This is a genomic window from Metasolibacillus sp. FSL K6-0083, assembly GCF_038630865.1.
In the GTDB taxonomy this organism is placed as follows: Bacteria; Bacillota; Bacilli; order Bacillales_A; family Planococcaceae; genus Metasolibacillus; species Metasolibacillus fluoroglycofenilyticus.
In genome coordinates, this window is the sequence record NZ_CP152046.1 from 3,223,874 (window position 1) to 3,245,842 (window position 21,969).

16 protein-coding genes are annotated in these 21,969 nt (G+C 37.9%); 11 read left to right on the plus strand and 5 right to left on the minus strand.

What is annotated here, in order from left to right; all coding sequences use genetic code 11:
- The first annotated feature begins 79 nt into the window (after positions 1 to 79).
- Both MHB51_RS15100 and MHB51_RS15105 read left to right on the plus strand, forming a co-directional pair.
- Complete coding sequence (locus MHB51_RS15100) at positions 80 to 1,204, plus strand: serine hydrolase (RefSeq protein WP_342558497.1); 1,125 nt, start codon at positions 80 to 82, stop codon at positions 1,202 to 1,204.
- A gap of 90 nt (positions 1,205 to 1,294) precedes the next feature.
- The gene (locus MHB51_RS15105) at positions 1,295 to 1,792 is read left to right on the plus strand and encodes a DUF1456 family protein (RefSeq protein ID WP_066164675.1); all 498 of its coding nucleotides are present in this window, start codon (positions 1,295 to 1,297) and stop codon (positions 1,790 to 1,792) included.
- Positions 1,793 to 1,901: 109 nt separating this feature from the next.
- Here the strand turns inward: MHB51_RS15105 and MHB51_RS15110 are convergent, their stop codons facing one another.
- Positions 1,902 to 2,297 carry a helix-turn-helix transcriptional regulator gene (locus tag MHB51_RS15110; protein ID WP_066164679.1) on the minus strand — a complete coding sequence of 132 codons (396 nt, stop codon included), beginning with the start codon at positions 2,295 to 2,297 and terminating at the stop codon, positions 1,902 to 1,904.
- A 142-nt stretch (positions 2,298 to 2,439) separates the two neighbouring features.
- Here MHB51_RS15110 and MHB51_RS15115 point away from each other — a divergent pair, with 142 nt between their 5' ends.
- The 3 genes from MHB51_RS15115 to MHB51_RS15125 all read left to right on the plus strand — a co-directional run bounded on the left by MHB51_RS15115 (position 2,440) and on the right by MHB51_RS15125 (position 6,298).
- Positions 2,440 to 3,048 carry a restriction endonuclease subunit S gene (locus MHB51_RS15115; RefSeq protein WP_066164681.1) on the plus strand — a complete coding sequence of 203 codons (609 nt, stop codon included), beginning with the start codon at positions 2,440 to 2,442 and terminating at the stop codon, positions 3,046 to 3,048.
- A gap of 172 nt (positions 3,049 to 3,220) precedes the next feature.
- Entirely contained in the window at positions 3,221 to 4,333 is a 1,113-nt protein-coding gene (locus MHB51_RS15120; RefSeq protein WP_107943613.1) for a GGDEF domain-containing protein, read from the plus strand.
- 69 nt (positions 4,334 to 4,402) lie between these two features.
- Positions 4,403 to 6,298, plus strand: coding sequence for a PrkA family serine protein kinase (locus MHB51_RS15125; RefSeq protein ID WP_066164955.1), 1,896 nt, complete (start codon positions 4,403 to 4,405; stop codon positions 6,296 to 6,298).
- 176 nt (positions 6,299 to 6,474) lie between these two features.
- Here MHB51_RS15125 and MHB51_RS15130 read toward each other — a convergent pair whose 3' ends face one another.
- Complete coding sequence (locus tag MHB51_RS15130; RefSeq protein WP_066164687.1) at positions 6,475 to 7,311, minus strand: alpha/beta hydrolase; 837 nt, start codon at positions 7,309 to 7,311, stop codon at positions 6,475 to 6,477.
- 530 nt (positions 7,312 to 7,841) lie between these two features.
- Here MHB51_RS15130 and yhbH point away from each other — a divergent pair.
- From yhbH to MHB51_RS15145, 3 genes are all read left to right on the plus strand, one after another.
- Complete coding sequence (gene yhbH / locus MHB51_RS15135) at positions 7,842 to 8,993, plus strand: sporulation protein YhbH (RefSeq protein ID WP_066164958.1); 1,152 nt, start codon at positions 7,842 to 7,844, stop codon at positions 8,991 to 8,993.
- The gene (locus MHB51_RS15140) at positions 8,993 to 10,357 is read left to right on the plus strand and encodes a SpoVR family protein (RefSeq protein ID WP_342558498.1); all 1,365 of its coding nucleotides are present in this window, start codon (positions 8,993 to 8,995) and stop codon (positions 10,355 to 10,357) included. Before yhbH ends, MHB51_RS15140 begins: the two co-directional genes overlap by 1 nt.
- A 103-nt stretch (positions 10,358 to 10,460) precedes the next feature.
- Positions 10,461 to 10,763 carry a DUF1805 domain-containing protein gene (locus MHB51_RS15145; RefSeq protein ID WP_066164960.1) on the plus strand — a complete coding sequence of 101 codons (303 nt, stop codon included), beginning with the start codon at positions 10,461 to 10,463 and terminating at the stop codon, positions 10,761 to 10,763.
- 336 nt (positions 10,764 to 11,099) lie between these two features.
- Here the strand turns inward: MHB51_RS15145 and MHB51_RS15150 are convergent, their stop codons facing one another.
- Positions 11,100 to 12,758, minus strand: a complete 1,659-nt coding sequence (locus MHB51_RS15150; protein ID WP_342473218.1) for a ribonuclease J — start codon at positions 12,756 to 12,758, stop codon at positions 11,100 to 11,102.
- 153 nt (positions 12,759 to 12,911) lie between these two features.
- Here MHB51_RS15150 and MHB51_RS15155 point away from each other — a divergent pair, with 153 nt between their 5' ends.
- Both MHB51_RS15155 and MHB51_RS15160 read left to right on the plus strand, forming a co-directional pair.
- Positions 12,912 to 13,784, plus strand: coding sequence for a radical SAM/SPASM domain-containing protein (locus MHB51_RS15155; RefSeq protein WP_107943616.1), 873 nt, complete (start codon positions 12,912 to 12,914; stop codon positions 13,782 to 13,784).
- A 70-nt stretch (positions 13,785 to 13,854) separates the two neighbouring features.
- Complete coding sequence (locus MHB51_RS15160) at positions 13,855 to 15,606, plus strand: methyl-accepting chemotaxis protein (protein ID WP_342558499.1); 1,752 nt, start codon at positions 13,855 to 13,857, stop codon at positions 15,604 to 15,606.
- A 552-nt stretch (positions 15,607 to 16,158) separates the two neighbouring features.
- Here MHB51_RS15160 and MHB51_RS15165 read toward each other — a convergent pair.
- Positions 16,159 to 16,734 (minus strand): metallophosphoesterase family protein, encoded by a 576-nt coding sequence (locus MHB51_RS15165; RefSeq protein ID WP_342558500.1) that lies wholly within the window; start codon positions 16,732 to 16,734, stop codon positions 16,159 to 16,161.
- Between the two features lie 628 nt (positions 16,735 to 17,362).
- Positions 17,363 to 20,422, minus strand: a complete 3,060-nt coding sequence (locus tag MHB51_RS15170; RefSeq protein WP_342558501.1) for an ATP-binding protein — start codon at positions 20,420 to 20,422, stop codon at positions 17,363 to 17,365.
- Between the two features lie 185 nt (positions 20,423 to 20,607).
- Between MHB51_RS15170 and MHB51_RS15175 the strand changes: the two genes are divergently transcribed.
- Positions 20,608 to 21,762 carry a response regulator gene (locus tag MHB51_RS15175; protein ID WP_342558502.1) on the plus strand — a complete coding sequence of 385 codons (1,155 nt, stop codon included), beginning with the start codon at positions 20,608 to 20,610 and terminating at the stop codon, positions 21,760 to 21,762.
- Positions 21,763 to 21,969: the final 207 nt, after the last annotated feature.

Consider the following 21,969-nt stretch of genomic DNA (forward strand, 5'->3'; position numbering starts at 1 on the left):
AACTGATAGCGATAGCATGAAACTTTAAAAGAGGTAAAACGTAAAGGTAGTAATTAGAAATAAAGGGAGGGGCACTCAATTGAAAATAGTTATATGGAGCATTGTAAGTATCGTCATTGTGCTTGTTCTAATAGTCGGCATAGGGATGTATATGTTCACTAAAGAAATAAAAGCTGAACAACCTGAATATATCATTGATTTTCTAAAAGAAAATGCAGCGAAAGGTAATGTTGCCATGGTGATTAATTACAATGATGAGCATTGGGTTAATATTAATGAGAAGGAGCCATTACCTTTAGCAAGTACGGTAAAAATTATTGTTGCAATTGAGTATGCACAGCAGGTAGCTGATGGGAAAATTGACCCGAATCAAATCATCAGCTTAGAGGAGCTGGATAAATTTTATATTGCTAAAACAGATGGGGGGGCACATGAGGCTTGGCTAACCGAGGTGCAAAAGGAATATGAGAAAGAGGGAGTTCCATTGTATGAGGTAGCAAATGGAATGATTGCCTATAGCTCAAATGCCAATACGGATTATTTAATCTATCGATTAGGCTTGGAAAATTTGAACGAAACATTAAAGAAATTAGAGCTAGTTCATCATGATGAGATTTATCCATTAACAAGTCCGTTATACATACCATTTCAGTTAATGAGCGAGCAAAGCTTGTCTAGTAAGGAATTGCTAGTAGCGATGCAAGAGATGGATATGGATGAGTACCGACAACGAGCAACTGCTATTCATAAAAATTGGCTTACAGAGCCATTGACTGAGCAAGAGAAGGAACAAGTACGAAAAACATTGACAATGGATATTCAAAAGGTTTGGTCAGACCGACTACATCGTTCTACGACAAAGGACTATGCTGCGATTATGAAAAAGCTAAATGATAAATCTTATTTTAGCGAAGAGGTTTATAAATATCTTGATCCGGTCATGGAGCAATTAATGCAACGACCGAGTAATAGTGAGTTATTTGCACAGCTAGGGCAAAAGGGCGGTTCAACAGCATTTGTTTTAACAATTGCTATGTATGCAACAGATAAGGAACAAAACAGGACAGAGTTAGCCTTCTTTGCAAATGATTTATCAATATTGGAGCAAACAAAGTTAGCTAAAAACTTGAATAGCTTTCAATTAGCCTTTTTAACAGAAGAACAGTTTCGTGTAAAGGTGAGAAGTGAACTAGTTGGGCTTTGAGAAACCTTTGTTGTTTACTAATGCTAACGAATATCAAATTTTTTTGATACAATAAGGTGAAACTTCAAGCAGTAAGGAGACATATATTTTATGACAAACAACGATATTTTAATTCGCCTACGCTATGCGTTTGATATTAAAAATATAGATATGATAGAAATTTTTAGGCTTGGTGGTATAGGAGTCACAAAGGATGATGTGATGAATATGCTAATTAAGGTGAAAGAAGATGATGAAGCACCTGAAAATTATAAAAAATGTAATAATAAAATGCTTGAAGCATTTTTGAATGGTTTTATTACATTTAAGCGGGGCCCTCAGCTTACGGCTGAAGGGGAACCAGTAGCACCACCAAAAGCGACAGGTCAGGAAAGCTCGAATAATATACTATTTAAAAAAGTGAAAATCGCCTTGGCATTAACGAGCGAAGATGTTATTGCGCTAATCGATGATGGTGGAGGTATTAAAGTGTCGAAGGGTGAGATTGGGGCAATTTTACGCAATCCAAGTCATAAAAATTATAAAGAATGTGGCGATAGCTTTGCACGTTACTTTTTAAGAGGGCTAACAAATAAATATCGCGCATAGTATTGCATCATAAAAAAAGAAAGGGCTGTCCGAAAGTTTTTTTCGGGCAGCCTTTAAATATTTGCTAAAAATTATTACTTCTGCGATTACCAGCCGTAAAGGGAGTGCCTCAAAATGGCTTGTCTGACACACCCTTCTTTTTTATTTGGGCATCCATCGTATCTAAAAAATCCTTAGTAATGCGAACGACATATTTTACTTCGTCTAAGTTACGGTCTCTAAGAAGTGAATGATGGATGCTCAACATTAAATTTTTCTCTTCGATATCTGCAACATTTGCTAAAGTTTGAAAATTAAAAAGTTCATCTGGTGCAATATCTAATGCATGCATTAAGCTTTCTAGCGTGCTTAATGTAATATTTGATTGCCCATTTTCGATATTGGAAATACGTCCTTTACTAAAGCCAATTTTACCTGTTCTTTCTGCTACTTCCTCTTGACTCAATCCCTTTGCAATTCGAATTGCACGAAGCTGTTCTCCCACTAGCTTTAAAAAATCTGACATATCATTTCACCTCTAAGTTAAAAGCTAGTGAAAAACATTTTAAATGGAGATACCTTTAAAATAGTACATTAAGTAAAAGTTATATTATAATGGTACAAATGAAGTAGGATATATTAATTATATAAATAGGAGGAGTATTTCAATGCAACAATATAAATTGGGGGATATTGTAAAGGTTGTAGCAGGAACAGCTATACCACCTACATGTTTTTTCAATAATGAGGGCATATCGTTAATAAATAGTAAAAATTGGGGACTGCTGGCAAGTATGCAACACTTACCGAAAATTCAGCCTGATGCGAAACAGGATATGTATTTAACGAAAGTGCCGGCAGGAGCAATTTTAATATATCCAGTGCAAGGCGCATATCATATTTGCCAGCAGGAGCTCTACATTGGAGAAAATATTATGGCTATTATCCCAAACGAATCAATTATTTTAAGTGAATATTTATTTTATTATTTACAGGCACAATCATTGGAATTTGAAGAGTTTGAGCAGCAAATTATAGAGCTTCCTACAATTGAAACGCAGCAGGAGATTATCACTCACTTAGTGAGATGGCAAGCTATTTCTGAGCAAGTACAAACTATACTTACAGCATTGCCGCAATTAGAGCAATATATGCTAACAGAAAATCTATATTGGCTACGACTACAAAAAGAACAGCAAGAATTAACAGAGAAATTTAATTGGATGGGCGATATACATAAAATATTACTGTATACGATGCGAAAACAGGTAAATTGAATATTTAATTTCTTTCAGCGGGCATCCCGACACCCGCTGAAAAAGAGAAACTCAATCTTCGAATGCATCGATTGAGTGACCGACCTCATGTTGACCAGAGTTTTTAAAAAGGAAATCCGCTGAATCAAAACTAAAGTTAACCTGATAATTTCTGTATAGGGGGAGGAGTGTAATGGAAATCGCCATACAACAAATTAATAAAAAATTTACAATGCAAAATATGTATCGTGCTAAATATTTTGCTTGGATAGCCATTATATTTGAGTCGCTATTAATCGTAATAAACGTTGTGCAAAGTAAAGTTACTTGGAATATTTATTTGTTTTTTTATTTGCTTTTGCTTGTATGCTCTATTTTATTTCTTTTGTTGTTAAATACAATAGATAAAAAACTACATCATTATCGGTTAATCAAATACACTATGTGGGGTTATTATTGCTTTACACTGATGTGGGGAGCCACAATTACTTTGTTAGACCAAAATTCTTACGGGCAAGTAACTGCCTATTTAATTAATTTATTTGGTGTCGCAATTATGTACCATGTACGTCTAAAATATTTTATTTTTCTCCAAAGCATTCCTACGCTCTACTTGCTAGGTGGCTTAGCTATTATACAGCTTGATAAAGCAGTTGTATTTGCGCATATGATTAATATTGTATTATTTATTGTTATTAGTGTGGCAGGCTCTTATTTCATTTATCAAGGCTATTATAAGCTGTTTGAGCAGGAGCAACTATTATTACAAGCAAATAATCAATTGGCAGGGATGAATGGTGATTTGCAATTATTAGCTACACATGACGAGCTAACAGAGATGCCCAATCGCCGTGGCTTATATGATTATGTAGAGGCTACAATGGGCACTGGGCCACGCCATGTAACAGCGATGTTATTGGATATCGATGCCTTCAAGCATTTTAATGACTATTATGGCCATTTAGAGGGGGATAAGGTATTGCGGGAAGTTGCCGCGATTTTGAAGGAGCTTGCGGGGGAAGGTTATTTCGTAGGACGCTTTGGCGGAGAGGAATTCATTTATTTAATGTTTGATATGGAACGTAAAACGGCGCTACATTTTGCGAATAAAATATGCAAAGTGGTTGAACGACAGCGGATTCAACATAAGGCTTCACCAATTTCGCCATATGTGACCGTTAGTATTGGGATTGCTGTGAATCCCCTTTGCACAAAGGATGATTTGCATCAATTATTTCAGGATGCGGATGCTGCATTATATAGCGCTAAAAAAGCTGGACGTAATCGCGCGGAGCTATCTATATAGAATAATTGGTAATCAACAACCGACCACGTTCATACGATGTAAAATAAAGGCTTGAATGGAGGAAAAGCGATTAGCATTTTAAATAAAATTAAAAATTACAGGGAAGAAGAAAATCGCCTGAAGTGGGAAGGTAGCTTTGCGGATTATTTGGAAATTATTAAAGAGCGACCAGAAGTTGCACAAACTGCTCATTCACGTGTTTATAATATGTTAAAAACTGCAGGTGTCGAGGAGCAGGATGGACAAAAGATGTATCATTTTTTTGGACACGAAATATTTGGATTAGAGACGGCTCTCGAACGATTGGTAGAGGAATATTTCCACCCTGCTGCAAAACGACTCGATGTGCGCAAGCGAATTTTATTGTTGATGGGGCCTGTGAGTGGCGGGAAATCAACGATTGTAACAATGCTAAAACGAGGCTTGGAGCGCTTTACACGTACAGAGAGCGGAGCGGTTTATGCCATTAAAGGCTGTCCAATGCATGAGGACCCATTACATTTAATTCCCCATCATTTGCGAGATGCTTTTTATGAGGAGTACGGGATTCGGATTGAAGGAAGCTTGTCCCCATTAAATACGATGCGCCTTGAGCAGGAATATGGCGGACGCATTGAGGAAGTGCGAGTGGAGCGTATTTTCTTTTCAGAGGATCGCCGAGTAGGAATAGGTACATTTACCCCATCTGATCCAAAATCGCAGGATATTGCCGATTTAACGGGGAGCATCGACTTTTCGACGATTGCCGAATATGGCTCGGAGTCTGACCCGCGTGCTTATCGCTTCGATGGGGAGCTGAATAAAGCAAATCGAGGTATGATGGAGTTTCAGGAGATGCTTAAGCTTGATGAAAAGTTTTTATGGCATTTATTATCATTAACGCAGGAGGGCAATTTTAAAGCAGGACGCTTTGCTTTAATTAGCGCGGATGAATTGATTGTCGCTCATACGAATGAAACCGAATACCGCACATTTATCGCCAATAAAAAGAATGAGGCTTTACATTCACGTATTATCGTTATGCCGATTCCTTATAACTTAAAGGTGAGCCAAGAGGAGCGTATTTATGAAAAAATGATTCATGACAGCGATATGGCACATGTACATATCGCACCACATGCGCTCAAAGTTGCTGCGATTTTTTCTGTTTTAACGAGATTAGAAGTGCCGAAAAAACAAGGTGTCGATGTTGTTAAAAAGATGCGTCTTTATAACGGGGAGAGCATCGAAGGTTATAACGAGGTCGATATCGAGGAATTGAAAAAGGAATATCCAAATGAAGGAATGCAAGGCATTGACCCACGCTATGTAATTAATCGGATTTCCTCCGCTATTATTCGTAAGGAAGTACCATCAATCAATGCATTAGATGTGCTACGTGCCTTGAAGGACGGCTTAGACCAGCATGCCTCTATTTCAGAGGAGGACCGTAAAAAATATATGAATTATATTGCGGTCGCTCGTCGAGAGTATGATGAAATCGCGAAAAAGGAAGTGCAAAAAGCCTTTGTTTATTCCTACGAGGAATCTGCTAAAACATTATTGAACAACTATCTTGACAATGTCGAGGCATTTTGCAATAAAAACAAGTTGCGAGACCCATTAACAGGTGAAGAAATGAATCCAGATGAAAAGCTAATGCGCTCAATTGAGGAGCAAATCGGTGTATCTGAAAACGCGAAAAAGGCATTTCGCGAAGAAATTTTAATTCGCTTATCCGCCTTTGCAAGAAAGGGCAAGCGCTTCGACTATCATTCACATGACCGTTTGCGTGAAGCGATTCAGAAAAAGCTATTCGCTGACTTGAAGGACGTCGTAAAAATTACAACCTCCTCACAAACACCAGACGAGGCACAATTGAAAAAAATCAACGAGGTTGTCGCAACGCTCGTCGATGAGCACGGCTACAACACAACCTCAGCCAACGAGCTACTGCGCTACGTAGGCAGTTTATTGAATCGTTAAGGAAAGGGAGCGCCCAAAAGGTTATGCAGTTGCTGACTTAATCCAAATTTTAAGAACGTGGAATAAATCTAAAAAAACGTGGAATAAAGGCTCGGAAACGTGGAATAAAACCTTAAAAACATGGAATAAAAACCAAAAAGAGCAGTATGGGAAGCGATTTTCCCATACTGCTCTTTTTACTTAAAAGTCGTTGCTATAAATTGATGGAATTCTTTTTCTTCTTCGATGAAAGGCGAGTGATTACTCTGCCTAAAGGTTTGTAGTGTAGCATTCGGCATAAGTTCGGCTGCCTCGGCAGAAAATTCATACGGGCATTGTGCATCGTGCAAACCGCAGTAAATATAGGCTGTCGTAGCAGCATCCGGCAATTCAGGTCGCAGGTCATATGTAGGTAGCTCTTCATATGAAAAGTAATCAAGCCGTTTTGATACGGTTTTTCCACTATTAGGACGGCTTAACATTGTGTCATAATGCTTTTCATGATAGAGGGACATTAAAGCCCATTCTTTGTTACCAGCACGTCTTTCTTCAAGTGTCGATTGTGGATTTCTAAGCATCGCAATAATTTCCTTAATGCGCGGATTATTAGAGTTAGTTGGGCAATAGATACTGCTAGGATGGCGCATATATTCGGAAGAAGCACATAACCCTCCAGCAACAATATGTACAAGACTATTTGGATACATCGTGGCGTATTTTAATGCCAGCATTCCCCCAGTTGAGTGCCCAGCAAATATCCATTTCTCCAATCTAAGCGCCAGACGAATTGCTTCTAAATCATCAACTGTATGTCCCATGCTATAGTTAAACTGAGAAAGGTCATCTGTAGAATTGCCACAGCCTCTTAAATTAACTAAATAAACTGTCGCATGCTCCGTGAACAAATCTGCAAATATATTACCTCGTACATCATATTCACTATATAGATGTGTAACACATACTGGTTGTCCATGCCCTTTTTTAAACACCTCAAAAGTGCCACGCGCTGTTTCAATCATACATTGCTCCCACATTTGCAATACCTTCTTTCTAGTTTTCTCTATTTCTATTATACAGCGATTAACGTCTTTCAACACTGTTTTCTGGGACGAGTAACCGCAGGAGCAAACTCTTTTTGTATCGACAGCGAAGCATCGAATGCAGAAATTGCCATCTTCATAGATGACAGAAAGAATGTATCTATTAGGCTATTTTTTTTAGCAGGTGTTCAAACATTTGTTGAAAAATAGGAACTCAGTCTAAGGTCATTACAAACTAAAATAACGGCTGAGTAATCAACATCGTGTTGGCTAGACTTCTGGCGAATATCACAGATTGGTCTGCATGACGTAGGTCAATTATTGTGGCGGCGTTAGGTTAACCTTCCCCTCATTTGCTCGAAAAGAGTTTGGACAAGAGCTAGCTGGAGCGTAGTTGATTTTAATCATAGCTGATTTATTTCAAGAATAAAGTTCAAAATTTGGTCAAGGGTGCATAGTATAAAGTGAAACTTCAATCAGTAAGAGGTTTCAAAAAAGCGAATTTGCAGATGGGTGTGGATAAAATGAGTGACAAGCAGCAACATCAGTTCATTATCTCAAAAGAAAATTGGTCCCTCCATCGTAAAGGATATCAGGACCAAGAACGCCATCGACAGAAAATTGACGAGGCAATTAAAAATAATTTACCAGAGTTAATTAGTGAGGAAAGCATTATTTTGTCTAAGGGGCGAGAGGTGATTAAAATTCCAATTCGTTCTTTAGATGAATATAAAATTCGTTACAATACAGATAAATCAAAGCATGTTGGGCAAGGACAGGGGGATAGCCAAGTTGGCGATGTCGTTGCGCGGGATGGTAAAGCACAGCAAGGACAAGGAAAAGAGGCAGGCAAGGAAGCGGGAAAAGACTATTACGAGGCAGAGGTGCGGCTGGAGGATGTGGAGGAAATATTATTTCAACAGCTAGCTTTGCCTAATTTACAACAGAAAGAAGTAGCAAATATAGCGACAAATAAGATTGAGTTTAACGATATTCGTAAAAAGGGTCTAATGGGCAATATCGATAAAAAGCGGACTATTTTAACGGCAATTAAACGTAATGCGATGAAAGGAAAGCCGGCAATTAACCCTATTCACCAAGATGATTTACGCTTTAAAACATGGGATGAGGTTGTGAAACCAGAATCGCGTGCAGTTGTATTAGCAATGATGGATACAAGTGGTTCGATGGGTATTTTTGAAAAGACTTGTGCACGAAATTTTTTCTTTTGGATGACGCGTTTTTTACGTACGAAATATAGTGCTGTTGATATTGAATTTATCGCCCACCATACAGAGGCGAAAGTTGTAACGGAAGAGGAGTTTTTCACGAAAGGTGAAAGTGGCGGCACGATTTGCTCCTCAGCCTATGCTAAAGCATTGCAATTAATAAATGAAAAATACCCACCATCACGCTACAATATTTATCCGGTTCATTTTTCAGATGGAGAAAATCTATCATCAGATAACGAGCGCTGTCTACAATTAATAGAGCAATTAATGGAGATTTCCAGCATGTTTGGTTATGGCGAGGTGAATGCCTATAGTAGAACATCTGCACTAATGTCCGCTTATAGTAAAATTGAGCATCCGAAGTTTCGCCATTATATTATTAAGCGAAAATCAGAGGTTTACGATGCGCTAAAAAGCATTTTTAAAAAAGAAGGAGTGCAGTAATGGAAAAGGCGCTGCAAAAAGCGATTGACGAAATTACTGAGGTGGCAACTGGTTTTGGCTTAGATTTTTTCCCGATGCGCTATGAAATTTGCCCTGCAGATATTATTTATACATTTGGTGCTTACGGTATGCCTACACGTTTTACGCATTGGAGCTTTGGGAAGCAATTTCATCGCATGAAGCTACAATATGATTTAGGCTTAAGTCAAATTTACGAACTTGTTATTAATTCAAATCCTTGCTATGCATTTCTCCTTGATACGAATACATTAACGCAAAATAAATTAATTATTGCACATGTGCTAGCGCATTGCGATTTTTTCAAAAATAATGTGCGTTTTTCCAACACGCGCCGCGACATGGTGGAAAGTATGACCGCAACAGCAGAGCGCATTGCTAAGTATGAGCTGTTGTACGGTAAAGATGAAGTGGAACAGTTTTTAGATGCAGTGCTAGCGATTCAAGAGCATATTGACCCAGCTATTATCCGTCCGCAAATCGTAGAGGAAGAAAAACAGGAAGCCCCAAATATTCGCTCTACGCCATACGATGATTTATGGCATATCGACGAGCCACGTCAAAAGTCCGAGTCGCCACAAAAAAAGAAAGCATTCCCACCAGAGCCAGAAAAGGATTTGCTTATTTTTATTGAACAGCATAGTCGAGAGCTTGAGGATTGGCAGCGTGATATATTGACGATGATGCGGGAGGAAATGCTTTATTTTTGGCCACAGCTTGAAACGAAAATTATGAATGAGGGCTGGGCAACCTATTGGCATCAACGTATATTAAGAGAGCTAGATTTAACAACGGCGGAAACGCTAGATTATGCAAAATTGAATGCGGGCGTCGTACAGCCATCAAAAACATCGATTAATCCATACTACCTCGGTCTGAAAATTTTTGAGGATATTGAGGAACGCTATAATAAACCGACAAAGGAGATGCAAAAGCGCGGTATTAAGCCGAACTCAGGACGGGAGAAAATATTTGAAGTGCGAGAAATCGACTCAGACACATCCTTTCTACGCAATTATTTAACAAAGGAGCTTGTGGAGCGAGAGGATTTATACGTATTTGCGAAAGAGGGCAACGAATATCGCATTACCGATAAAGAATATGAATCTATAAGCAATCAATTAGTATCGATGCGTGTCAACGGTGGCTTCCCATATATTGTTGTGGTGGATGGAGATTTTAAACGAGGTGGCGAGCTCTATTTAAAGCATTGTTATGAAGGGATGGAGCTAGACCAGCAATATTTAGAGGAAGTGCTACGTTATATTTATAAATTATGGGGGCGCCCAGTGCATTTAGAAACGTATGTTGATGGTGAGATTGTGATGTTCTCGTGTAGAAAATAGTGCCAGGCACTCACACAAGGCACTCACACAATTTACACACAATTTCGTAGGCACATCTTTTCACTTGTTGCCATATGTATACAACAAGAGAGGAGAGGTGCATATCGTCGCAATTGAAGCTTTGCATATTAAGGGACATTCTTTTACAGCAGTCACGGTTTATTTGCCAAACACAACTTTATTAACCGTGTCGAATGATCAGGGCTATATAATGTGTGGTGCGCTTGATATTACGTTATTAAATGAGCGTTTAGCCGAACGTAAAATTATTGCTGGACGCGCGGTCGGGGTAAAAACAATTGATCAATTGTTAAAGGCGCCCCTCGAATCCGTCACATATGAAGCAGAAAAACAGGGGATTGTACCGGGAATGACGGGAGAGGAAGCGCTATTAAAGATGATTTAACTTCTTTCAACAATATTTACTGCGACGAGTAATCGCAGGAGCCGATGTTTACTACGACAACAATAGTGACAAGACCGCAGAAACAAAATTATTTTTATAGTGAAAGGGAGATTTTCGTTTCTTCGCTTTCATTTAGAGAGGGGCTGTCCAAAAAGGCAGCCCCGTCTTTTCGATTTTCATTTATTCACTTTCATTCGAAGGGAAATCTGCTAAATCGAGTGATTCTCCTATTTTCAAAGAATCCACTTGCTATTTTATCCGAGTGAATTCTTTCAAGAAACACTACCAACAGCGTGCAAAAAGCTGGCAACTGCACGGTTTTTTGCACGCCCTTTTTCAAACGGCAATAATAATTGGCAAAATCATTGGTTTTTTACGTGTTACAGTGAAAAGGTATTGACCAACTGATTTTTTGATGGCGTGCTGCATACCTCTAATATTTATATCTTTAAATGGCTGAATAGATGCGAGGACGAGGTCGTTTATTTCCAACAGTAGGCCCTCTGCATTTTTTGCATAAACAAAGCCTCGTGAAATCGTGTCAGGGGCAGCTAGTGGTTGTCCGTTTTCTTGATCAAGAGTTAAGACGATAACGAGCATGCCATCTTCAGCTAGCTGCTGACGATCGCGCAGGACGATATTTTCAACCTCTCCAGTGCCTACTCCATCTACATATGTTTCGCCAGCGTGAACAAGGCGTGTTTGCTGCGCGGTGGAGTGTATAAAATCGACAACCTCTCCGTTTTTCAAAATGAAAATGTTTTCAGCCTCTACACCAACTGATTGCGCTAACTGTCGGTGTTTGTAAAGCATGCGATATTCCCCGTGTATCGGAATTAAATATTTAGGCTTCATAAGTGTCAGCATGAGCTTTAAATCTTCTTGATAGCCGTGTCCAGAAACGTGCATGCCTGTTGTGCTAGCTGAGCCGTAAATAACATTTGCACCGAGATAAAATAAATCGTCGATAATTTTAGAAACATTTTTTTCATTTCCCGGTATAGGTGAAGTTGCAAAAATAACTGTATCGTTTTGGTGCACTTGCAAGTCGCGCTGTCGCCCATTAGCTAAACGGGCAAGTGCAGCAAGTGGCTCGCCCTGACTCCCAGTACATAAAACGACAATTTGCTCTGGAGCAAGGTGCTGGGCCTCGCGTACATCGACTAATAAGCGATGTGGAATGCGTAAATAACCTCGCTCAATGGCGACAGATACGACATTTACCATACTGCGCCCGAGTAAGACAAGCCTGCGATTTGTGTCAATCGTTGCTTCAACGATTTGCTGTATCCGATTGACGTTGGAGGCAAAGGTCGTCACGAAAATTTTATTTGTCGCCTTCGTGAAAGCATCTTTTAGATTTTCACCTACAAGCTGCTCGGATGGTGTCATACCAGGGCGCTCTGCATTGGTGCTTTCAGAAATAAGCGCCAGTACTCCTTGTTCTCCAATAGCCGCCATTTTATGAATATCAGACGCTTTATCGTTGACGGGCGTGAAATCAAATTTAAAATCTCCCGTATGCACAATATTTCCTTGTGCTGTCTGAAAAACAACGCCTAAGCAATCGGGTATACTATGGTTTATGTTAAAAAAGCTAATTGTTGCTGATGAAAATTGCAGGCTTGCATTTTCATCAATTTCGATTAACTGTGTGTCCCGTAAAAGCTTATGCTCCTTCAATTTCAATTCAATTAAGCCAAGTGTAAAACGACTTGCATAAATAGGCACATTCAATCTTTGTAAAACATATGGAATTCCACCAATATGATCCTCGTGCCCATGAGTTACAATCAGTGCACGAATACGGGCATGCTGCTGCTGTAAATAAGTGATATCTGGAACGATTAAATCCACGCCTAACAAATTATTATTCGCAAATTTAGCGCCGCAATCAATAATAAAAATATCTTCCTCACATTCAATTACATACATGTTTTTGCCAATTTCATTCATACCGCCTAAAGCATAAATTGCTAGTGTATTTTCAGTCATAGTCAATATACATTCCTCCTCTTCTTAAATATGGCTACGAAAGAGAGGAAATATACAGGAAAGTTGCGTTTGCCAGTGAAGCATTTCACATGCAAAGAAATAAAAATTTGATAAGATAGAGTAGGCGAATAATTTTGAAATGGTGATTTATATATGAAAACATTTAAAAAAGTGTATATCGAGATAACAAGCGTTTGCAATTTAGCCTGTAGCTTTTGCCCACCAACTGCAAGAGCAAAAGGCTTAATTAAATTAGAGCAATTTAATAAAATATTAGATGAAATTAGACCACATACAAAATATATCTATTTACATGTAAAGGGAGAGCCATTACTTCACCCACGCATTGATCAGTTGCTTGATGCCGCACATGAAAAAGGCTTTAAAGTTAACATTACAACGAATGGTACACTCATTAAAAAAAATTTCCACAAGCTATTAGGGAAGCCTGCTTTGCGCCAAATTAATTTTTCCCTCCACAGTTTTGACGGTCATGAAGGTTCTGAAAATCGAGAAAAATATTTAGGTGATATTTTACATTTTGTACGTGAGGTTCAACAGCATAATGTCATCATCTCCTATCGATTATGGAATTTACAGAAAAATGAGGTTCCCGATATTGTGGCAAGAAGAAACCGAGAAACGTTAGAAATGCTTGAACGCGAATATCATTTAGACTATTTGATTGAGGAACGTGTGGAGCCGGGGAAGGGTATAAAAATTGCACGCAATATTTATTTAAACCAAGACCATGAATTTAGGTGGCCAAGCCTTCTAGCACCAGAGGATGACGGCAAAGGCTTTTGCCATGCACTTCGTAGCCATGCTGCTATTTTAGTAGATGGGACAGTAGTTCCTTGTTGTCTAGACGGAGAGGGCGTTATTGATTTAGGAAATATCCATGAAACATCGTTTAGCGATATTGTCGATAGTGAGCGGGCGAATCGCATCGTAGAGGGTTTTTCTCGTCGTGAGGCAGTAGAGGAATTATGTAAAAAATGCGGTTATCGTCAAAAATTCGGTTGATTGTCCATTAGCAAATTGTTTAGGTTTCGTCTAGAGGAAAAATATCTGGCAGAAGGGAAATGAATAAGCTATGTTTGGTAGAAAAAAAGGCATTGAACAGTACGATTACTTTCACCAGCAGCAATATTCAGATATTAAAACAAACGAACGTTTTCAGGAAAAGCTAGATTTTCTAGCTGTTTCTCAAATTCGACGAGAATCCGTAAAAAGGATAGCTGATATTTATCATCAGCATCACCAGTATATATTAGATAATTTTTATAGTCGTTTGTTGGATATTGAAGAGTTCAATCAAATTATCCATCAGCATACTTCTATAGAGCGTTTAAAGAAAGTTTTTGACCAACATTTTAAAAGCTTGTTTGAAGATGAACTAAATATTGATTATGTTTTTAAACGTAGGCAAATTGCTTATACACATGCACGGATAGGCGTATTGCCAAACTGGATGATTTCAGCCTACACATTAATTAATCAATTAATCATTCCGCTTATTGTGAAAGAATATCGGAAAAATCCTGTGCAAATGCTAGATATTATTTTAGCCTACGATAGTTTAGTAACAATTGACCAACAAATTATTGTCGAAACATATATTGAAATACAGGGTAGCTCGGTAGTAAATGGTTTAGGAGAAATTATTCAATACAACACAGAGCTTGAGCAAATTAAGGAGTTAGTAGATTTTCAAGGCACGCAGCAGCAGGACATTATTTCGACAAGTGACTTAATGGGCGAGCTAGACGCAAGTATTGAGGAAGTATCCGCCTCTATTGAGGAAATATCACAAAGCACCCAGCATTCGCTAGGCAAATTAGGTGAGGATATAACTGCGTTAGAGGACATTACTGCTATGCTGCAACAAACGGACCGAGGACAACAGCAGGTGCAGCAAGATGTTGGGCAGTTAATGGAGCGTGTGACACGGGTTACACAATTAATCACATTAATTAAAGGCATTGCTGACCAAACAAATTTACTAGCATTAAATGCGTCAATTGAGGCAGCACGTGCAGGAGAGGCGGGCAAAGGCTTTGCTGTAGTAGCGGATGAAATCAGAAAGCTAGCGGACGATACTAAACAATCTGTAGAAGCAATTAACACTGATATTCAAGAGCTTTTACATATTACGAATAATATTGAACTACTTACAAAGCAATCTGCACAGGATTTACACGAAGGTGTATCCGATGTGCTTCGTATTTCACAAACCTTGTCAGCATTAAATCAAAGCTTACAGGAGCAGGGAGCTCATTTTACTGAGATTGCGACAGCTACGCAGCATCAAGCAACAGTCGCTTCAGATATTTCGACGCGCAATCATAATCTTCGAGACAGCACAGTTCACAGCAAGGACATTACTTTTGATACGGGTGCAGCGATTTATAAGCTTAGCAAAATGATTGAGGAATATCGTTCGACGACAATTGCGAAAAACTTTATTCTCAGCCAAGAGGATATTATCGCACTCAATATTACCGACCATCTTTTATGGCGCTGGCGCATTTATAATTTAATGCTTGGCTTCGAGCAAATGACTGAAAGCGATATTGAATCACCAAAAGAATCACGATTAGGTATATGGTATTACGGTATTGGCAAGGAATTATTAGCAAATGAACGAGCATATAAAGAGTTAGAGCAACCCCATATTGAAGTACATGATATTGCCAAAAAAGCAATCAGAGCCTATCATCAGGGCGACAGAAAATTAGCAGAAAATTATTTAGACGAGCTAACAGTAGTATCCAATATTGTAATTGAGAAATTACAGGAACTACAGGCTATATTCATTAATGAAAAGAAGAAATATATAAAGTAAATTACCGAATACCTGGTCAATAGCGGAAAAAAGGAAGTGGGCTGTCTCGAAGTGGAACTTTTTCTCTATACAGTTAAAAATTGGCTTTCCCCTTATTTTCTTTTAAAATTAAAAGAAAGCTGCGAAGTTCTATTTTATCTATATAATTCTTTGATGAAACATCAGCAAAAGGAGTTGTCCCAAAAGCCCGTTTTTTGACACCGCATTGAAATAAATGTTTTCATCGCTTCCCTTTTACTGAGGGATAACGCAGCTAAAACCAATGCCCATCCCATTTTTAAAAGAGGCGTTTTCTGTTTATCGCGTATTAACAGGCTGTAATACCCCCACTTCAAAACAGCAGATAAAAACAAGATGTTTAAGTGGGGGATCAAACAGCCTGTAAAAACCCGAATGGTGAAACTACCAATCAGTGGGGGGCAAAGCCCCCACTGATTGAAGGTTCACTTTATATGAATCAACATTTTGTGAAACATCATCGCTACTGTCCAAAATGCCGGCTATGCATAGCTTTTTGGACAGCCCCACCTGCTTCTTCCCCTTTCTAATCAATTACGTTACCCGCATAAATGTAACAGTCATTGCCTCGCTATCATACAAGCACCAATCCAGTGTTTCAACAACAGCTCCCACATTAATTACATAATGCCTGTCCCCGACAAAGAGGGATTGATGATAGGGAACTGCTGTGCGTGTACCATCAATATAAATAGCTGCTCGATGGCTATGACCAAAAAAGACTAATGGGGTATTAAATTGTGGGAAGGTCGGCTCAAATTGCTCATTCCACTCAAATTGATGCCCATGAATAAGCATAGCATTCTCTATATAAAGCTTTTCCTCATATTGTAAAAAATACTGTGAGCCTGTTACAAGAGCGATACGCTCTTCTTGATTGCCAATAACAGAAGGAAAGGTTAGTAACCTCTCAAACTCCTTTTTAATAATTGCCGCTTCCTTTAAAGGAATATTGCGAGCTGTTAATGCCTTGCGCTTGCCTATTATGCACTCATATAAATCGCCTAGAGCGAACAACGCAGCATCTGGCGCAACCTCCTGTATATGTTGTAAGACAAGCTCTGTATGCTTTTTATGTGAATGTAAATCTCCAAAAATTGCATATTGCAATGAAATCACCTCATCCTTCATCTTAGTTTTTTAAGCCCTTAACGGCAAGGGGTAATATCCCTTGAGATATAGGGCGCTAAGAAGCATTCGAAATATTAAACAAACCTCAAAGGAGGCGTCCTAAATGCTGTGTATAGCTAACATTTTGGATGCTGCCGATGGTGCTTTAGCAAAAGGGCTGCTAGAGGGCTTTCTCTGAAAATGAGTAAAACAAAGGATTGAGCAGTGTTTCCTGTAAGTGAAAGAGAAGAAGCAAAAATCCCACTTTCAATGCGACTCCTTCTTGGGCAGCTTCGTGTATATCGTGAGGAGAAATTAAAAATGATGGTATTTTGAATGAAAGAAAGTTTGGATTATGGAGGAACTAAAATTTTTCTATAAAAAGTATCGGGTTAGGGAGTTGTCCGAAAAGTCCATTTTGTTTTGACACCTTATTGAAATAAATGTTTTCATCGCTTCCCTTTTACTGGAGGATAACGTTGCTAAAGCCCATGTTCATCCTATTTTTAAAAGAGGCGTTCTCTGCTTATATGAATCAACATTTTGTGAAACATCATCGCTACTGTCCAAAATGCCGGCTATGCACGGCTTTTTGGACAGTCCCTTGCCCGACACTTTATTTTAGCATTTATTTAATTAAAGAGGTGTGGGAGTTGGGGATGATAAATGTAACTGTTGTTCCAACTCCAACCATACTTTCTATAACTAGCTCTGTGCCGAAAATTTGTTTTATGCGCTGCTCGGTATTAATGAGACCAACACCACCTTGCTTGCGAGGACCAGATGTATTAAAGCCAGCTCCGTTATCAATAATCTTTACTTTATATTCCTCGACAGATTCCGTAATACGGATCGTAATCGTACCGCCTTCCCGCTGTGGTGAAATGCCGTGACGGATTGCGTTTTCTACTAACGTTTGAATAGAGAGTGGTGGCACATTTAATATTAAGCCTTTAGGTATATCCCATATAATTTGAATCCTATCTCCAAAGCGAATTTGTTCAATTTCTAAATAAGAGCGTACAAGCTTTAACTCATATTCAATTGGGACAACTAAATCTACATTTTGAAAGTCGAAGCTCATTTGCAAATAATTACCGAAGGCAAGTAATAGCTTCTCCATCTTGTTATTATCCACACCGTGCAAGGAAATAATAGCATTTAATGTGTTGAAGAAGAAGTGAGGCTGAATTTGTGCTTGCAGCCATGCAGCCTCAAAGCGCAATCGCTCCTCACTTGACTGCTTTACTTGAATAAGTGCATCGACACGTGATTTGAGCTCAATATATTCAATTGGCTTTTTCACATAGTCATTTGCACCATTTAAGAAAGCAAGTCGAATATCTTCACTTTGTTGACGCGCTGTTAAGAATAAAATAGGTAGTTCTGAAATTGAAAATTGCTCGCGAATTTGTTTCGCTAATTCATAGCCTGACATATGTGGCAACATAATATCTGAAATCACTAAATCATAGCTATGTTCACAAATTTTTTCAAGGGCTTCTGTGCCATTTAAGGCTGTATCAATTTTATAGGAAGCTGTTGATAACACTTTCAATAGTACTTGTAAGCTTAAAGGATCTGCATCCACAATTAAAATATTTGCCAAGCTAACTGGGGGAGTAGCTTTATCCTCTGTGGAAGCCAGTTCCTGCTCCACAACGGTTAAATCATCCTGTAAAAAAATATACTTCGATAATGTACTGCTAGTAGTAGCCTCAACCTGATTTACTGTTAAGCCCTTTGCAATTGGTAAAGAAAATGTAAAGCAAGAACCTTCATTAATTACAGAAGTCACAGTAAGGGAGCCATCATGTAAGTCTATAATTTCTTTGCAAATGCTTAATCCGAGCCCCAATCCTATATGGCGAGAGGATTTAACATTTGCGTCAGCTTGCTCATACGGTTCAAATATAAGTGCTTGCTTGCTCTTTTCAATTCCAATCCCTGTGTCTGTAATAGAAATAAATAGCTGATTGCCTATCGCTTTGGCATGAATTGTTATAGTGCCTTGTTCGGTAAATTTAATGGCATTATGAATTAAGTTAATAAACACTTGAATAAGTCGATTTTCATCAGCCAGCACTGGTGGTAAATCTGGCGGTAAGTCAATAATGAGTTTTATCGGATTTCCTTTAATTGTAAGCTGGAACATATCGCAAACGCTTGCCGCAATATGTTGTATGTTAATTGGCTTAATTTGCAAATTAAGCGTTCGTTCTTTTAGATGAATTAAATCTAGTAAACCGTCCAGCATAAACGACATATGATGACCGATTGTCACTAACAGTCTTAAATCATGCTGCTCTTTTTTTGCTAATAGCGATTGCGCAATACTTAGCATATGCTGGAGCGGTGTACGCAGCTCATGAGATGTATTAGCGAGAAAATCATCCTTGCGATACATTTCTTGTTGAAGCTTAATGGAAAGCTGCTTTGATTGAACAGATATATGAAAATAACGCATAAACCAAAAACCAGATAAGGCTGTAATCGCAATGAGCAAATCAAAAGGATAATGACTATATGGTGTTGTTAATGATCGATTAATAATAATAAATAATGAGTTATTAATAATCGCTGTAGCTGTTAAAAGCAGTATGATTGTGCCTCTCTGTCTAGATATCGCTACTTTATAAATAATCATTGCTAGAATGATAGGTGAAATGAAAAATAATAAATAGAAAATTATTTCTGTATAGAAAATATAGTCAATAGGTGCAACCGCAATAAATAATAAGTAAATAAAGCAAAAGGCGATAACCGTATTCAGTAGTTTTGTATTCACAAAGTTTTTTATTAACTCATTTAAAAATAAAATAAACCAAAGCATCGTCATAATATATGAAAAGAAAAACAGCTTCGTCGACGAAATCCAATCGAGCGGTACATACCATAAAAGTAACTTATTGCTAGATACAACAATCGTAACAAATGTTGATAGAACGAGTAATGAAAAATAGAGCAACACAGTTTCTCGTATACCAATAATAAATAGTAAAATCGTATAAAGTAGATAAAACAGAAAAATGGCACAAACAATAATTTGTGTAACAGCAGAATACCACTTTAAATTTTCGATAGAATGCAAATCACCAAAAACAAGTGATTTTGTTAAACCGCCAGATGTATGCTCATTTGTGTGAAAGCCAGCAATAATAATTTCATTATCTCCAGGTTGTAGTGAAAAATAATAAGTAACAGGTCTAGTATCCGTGCCAGTTTTTCTTAAATTAACCAAGTTACCGTATCCACCAACTTGTGTATTATTAACAGAAAGTGTATAGGAGGATAGGCTAGCAGGTATTGTCAGACCGTAAAGTGTGTCTGAATCTGGTGCATTGGTAATTTTTAAATAGTATGAGCCATGAGGTGTCGTAGCAGGTTTGCGTTTTATGTACGTGTCCCATGTTTCGGGTAAATGTGAGTATATAGGAATGGAATTTTTATTTTTTTTCGTAACAAGTATAGTGTTGGGGAAAAACTCCCACTCTCCATCAAGATACACTTTGAAGCTTTCGCTGTTATTAATTTGTTCAAAATCCATAACCCCTTGTTGAATTTCGACTTCGTCTGCGAATGAAAAATAGTTGACCCAACTTAAGCGCATAAAAAAAAGCAGTAAAAAAAATAGCAAAGCGATAGCAATAATTTTCAGCTTGTAATAATAATCCTGTTTTTTTATCATAATTAATAGAACTCCATATTTTCTTTTAATTTCCAATTAAATGTTGACGAATTAGTACGATATAAAAATATGTTACACTAAATAGAGAGCTTAACCAATAGTTAATATTGTAATAAGTTAGTAGAAATATAAAGAGGTGTCAATTTATTTAACATATTAGGTAAAAAAAGGAAGGAGTACGCTTGTTGAGAGTATTATTAATAGATGACGAGAAATTACCAATATCTCTGTTGAAAAAATTATTATTGGAAAATGAGTTACTGAAAATTGATATCGTTGGAGAATACAATGACCCAATCGAAGCATATGAAAATATTAAAAGCTTGCAGCCTGATGTTATATTTTCAGATATTGAAATGCCTGTTTTAAACGGATTGGAGCTTGCTGAAAAAATTCAGGAAATACAGCCGTCTGTGGAAATTGTATTTATTACTGGATTTGATCGTTATGCGATAGATGCATTTAATATTCATGCAATTGATTATATGTTGAAGCCTGTACAGAAGGAGCGAGTGCATAGAACGCTGGCGAGACTTCAAACAATCCTTAGTGATAAGCAGATTCAGAAGAGCAATAGTACTTCCCTTCAACTTTTTGGAGGGCTTAAGGTTGTAACCTCGGACGGTCAAGAGCAATCAATGAAGTGGCGTACAGCAAAGGCAAAGGAAATTTTTTCTTATATATTATCTCGACATGAAAAATCTATATCAAGGGATATGCTACTCGAATTATTTTGGTCTGAAGTAGATATAGAGAAATCGATAAAGCAGCTCTATACAACGATTTATACTATTAGAAAAACATTAAAGCAATACGGTTTGGATATGCAAATATCCAGTTTATTGCTTGATTCAGGTTATCAATTGCAGCTTGGTAGTGTACTTGTTGATGTAGATGAATGGATAAAGCAGTTGAAAGCACTTCCGAATTTGACAAAGGATACATACGAGGAGCACGAGCGTGTATTTAATGCGTATAAAAATCATTTTTTAATGGATTGTGATTATATTTGGGCTGAAAGTGAGCGAGAGCGCTTGAAGAAAATGTGGCGTCAGCATGCCTCACAGCTCAGTGAATTTTATATACAGGAGCAAATGTATGAACGAGCAATTGCGGTTGAAAAAAAACTGCAATTACTTGATGTAGATGAGGAGTTACAGTACTTCACGTTAATGAAGCTATATGACATATTAAATAACGCTGAGGCAGTCGAAGAGCAATATACATTATTAAAGCAAGTATTAGAGGAGCAATTAGCAATAGAGCCAAGCAAGGAAGTAACGAGCTGGTATCAGCAATGGCAAAATAGACGAAAAAAGAAGTTACAAAATCGAATATAAGGGTAAAGCAGGCTTGTTTTGAGTATTCAAGCTTGCTTTAAATAAATACTTCAATATAGTGAAACTTCAATCAGTGGATGCTTTTCCCCACTGATTGTTAGTTGAACCAATCGGGCATTTACGGGCAGTGGACCTTGGATTTATTCTGAAGCTGATTTTCACTTAAGTCTCTTACTGCCCGTTAATGCGGGGTAAAGTGCAAATGGC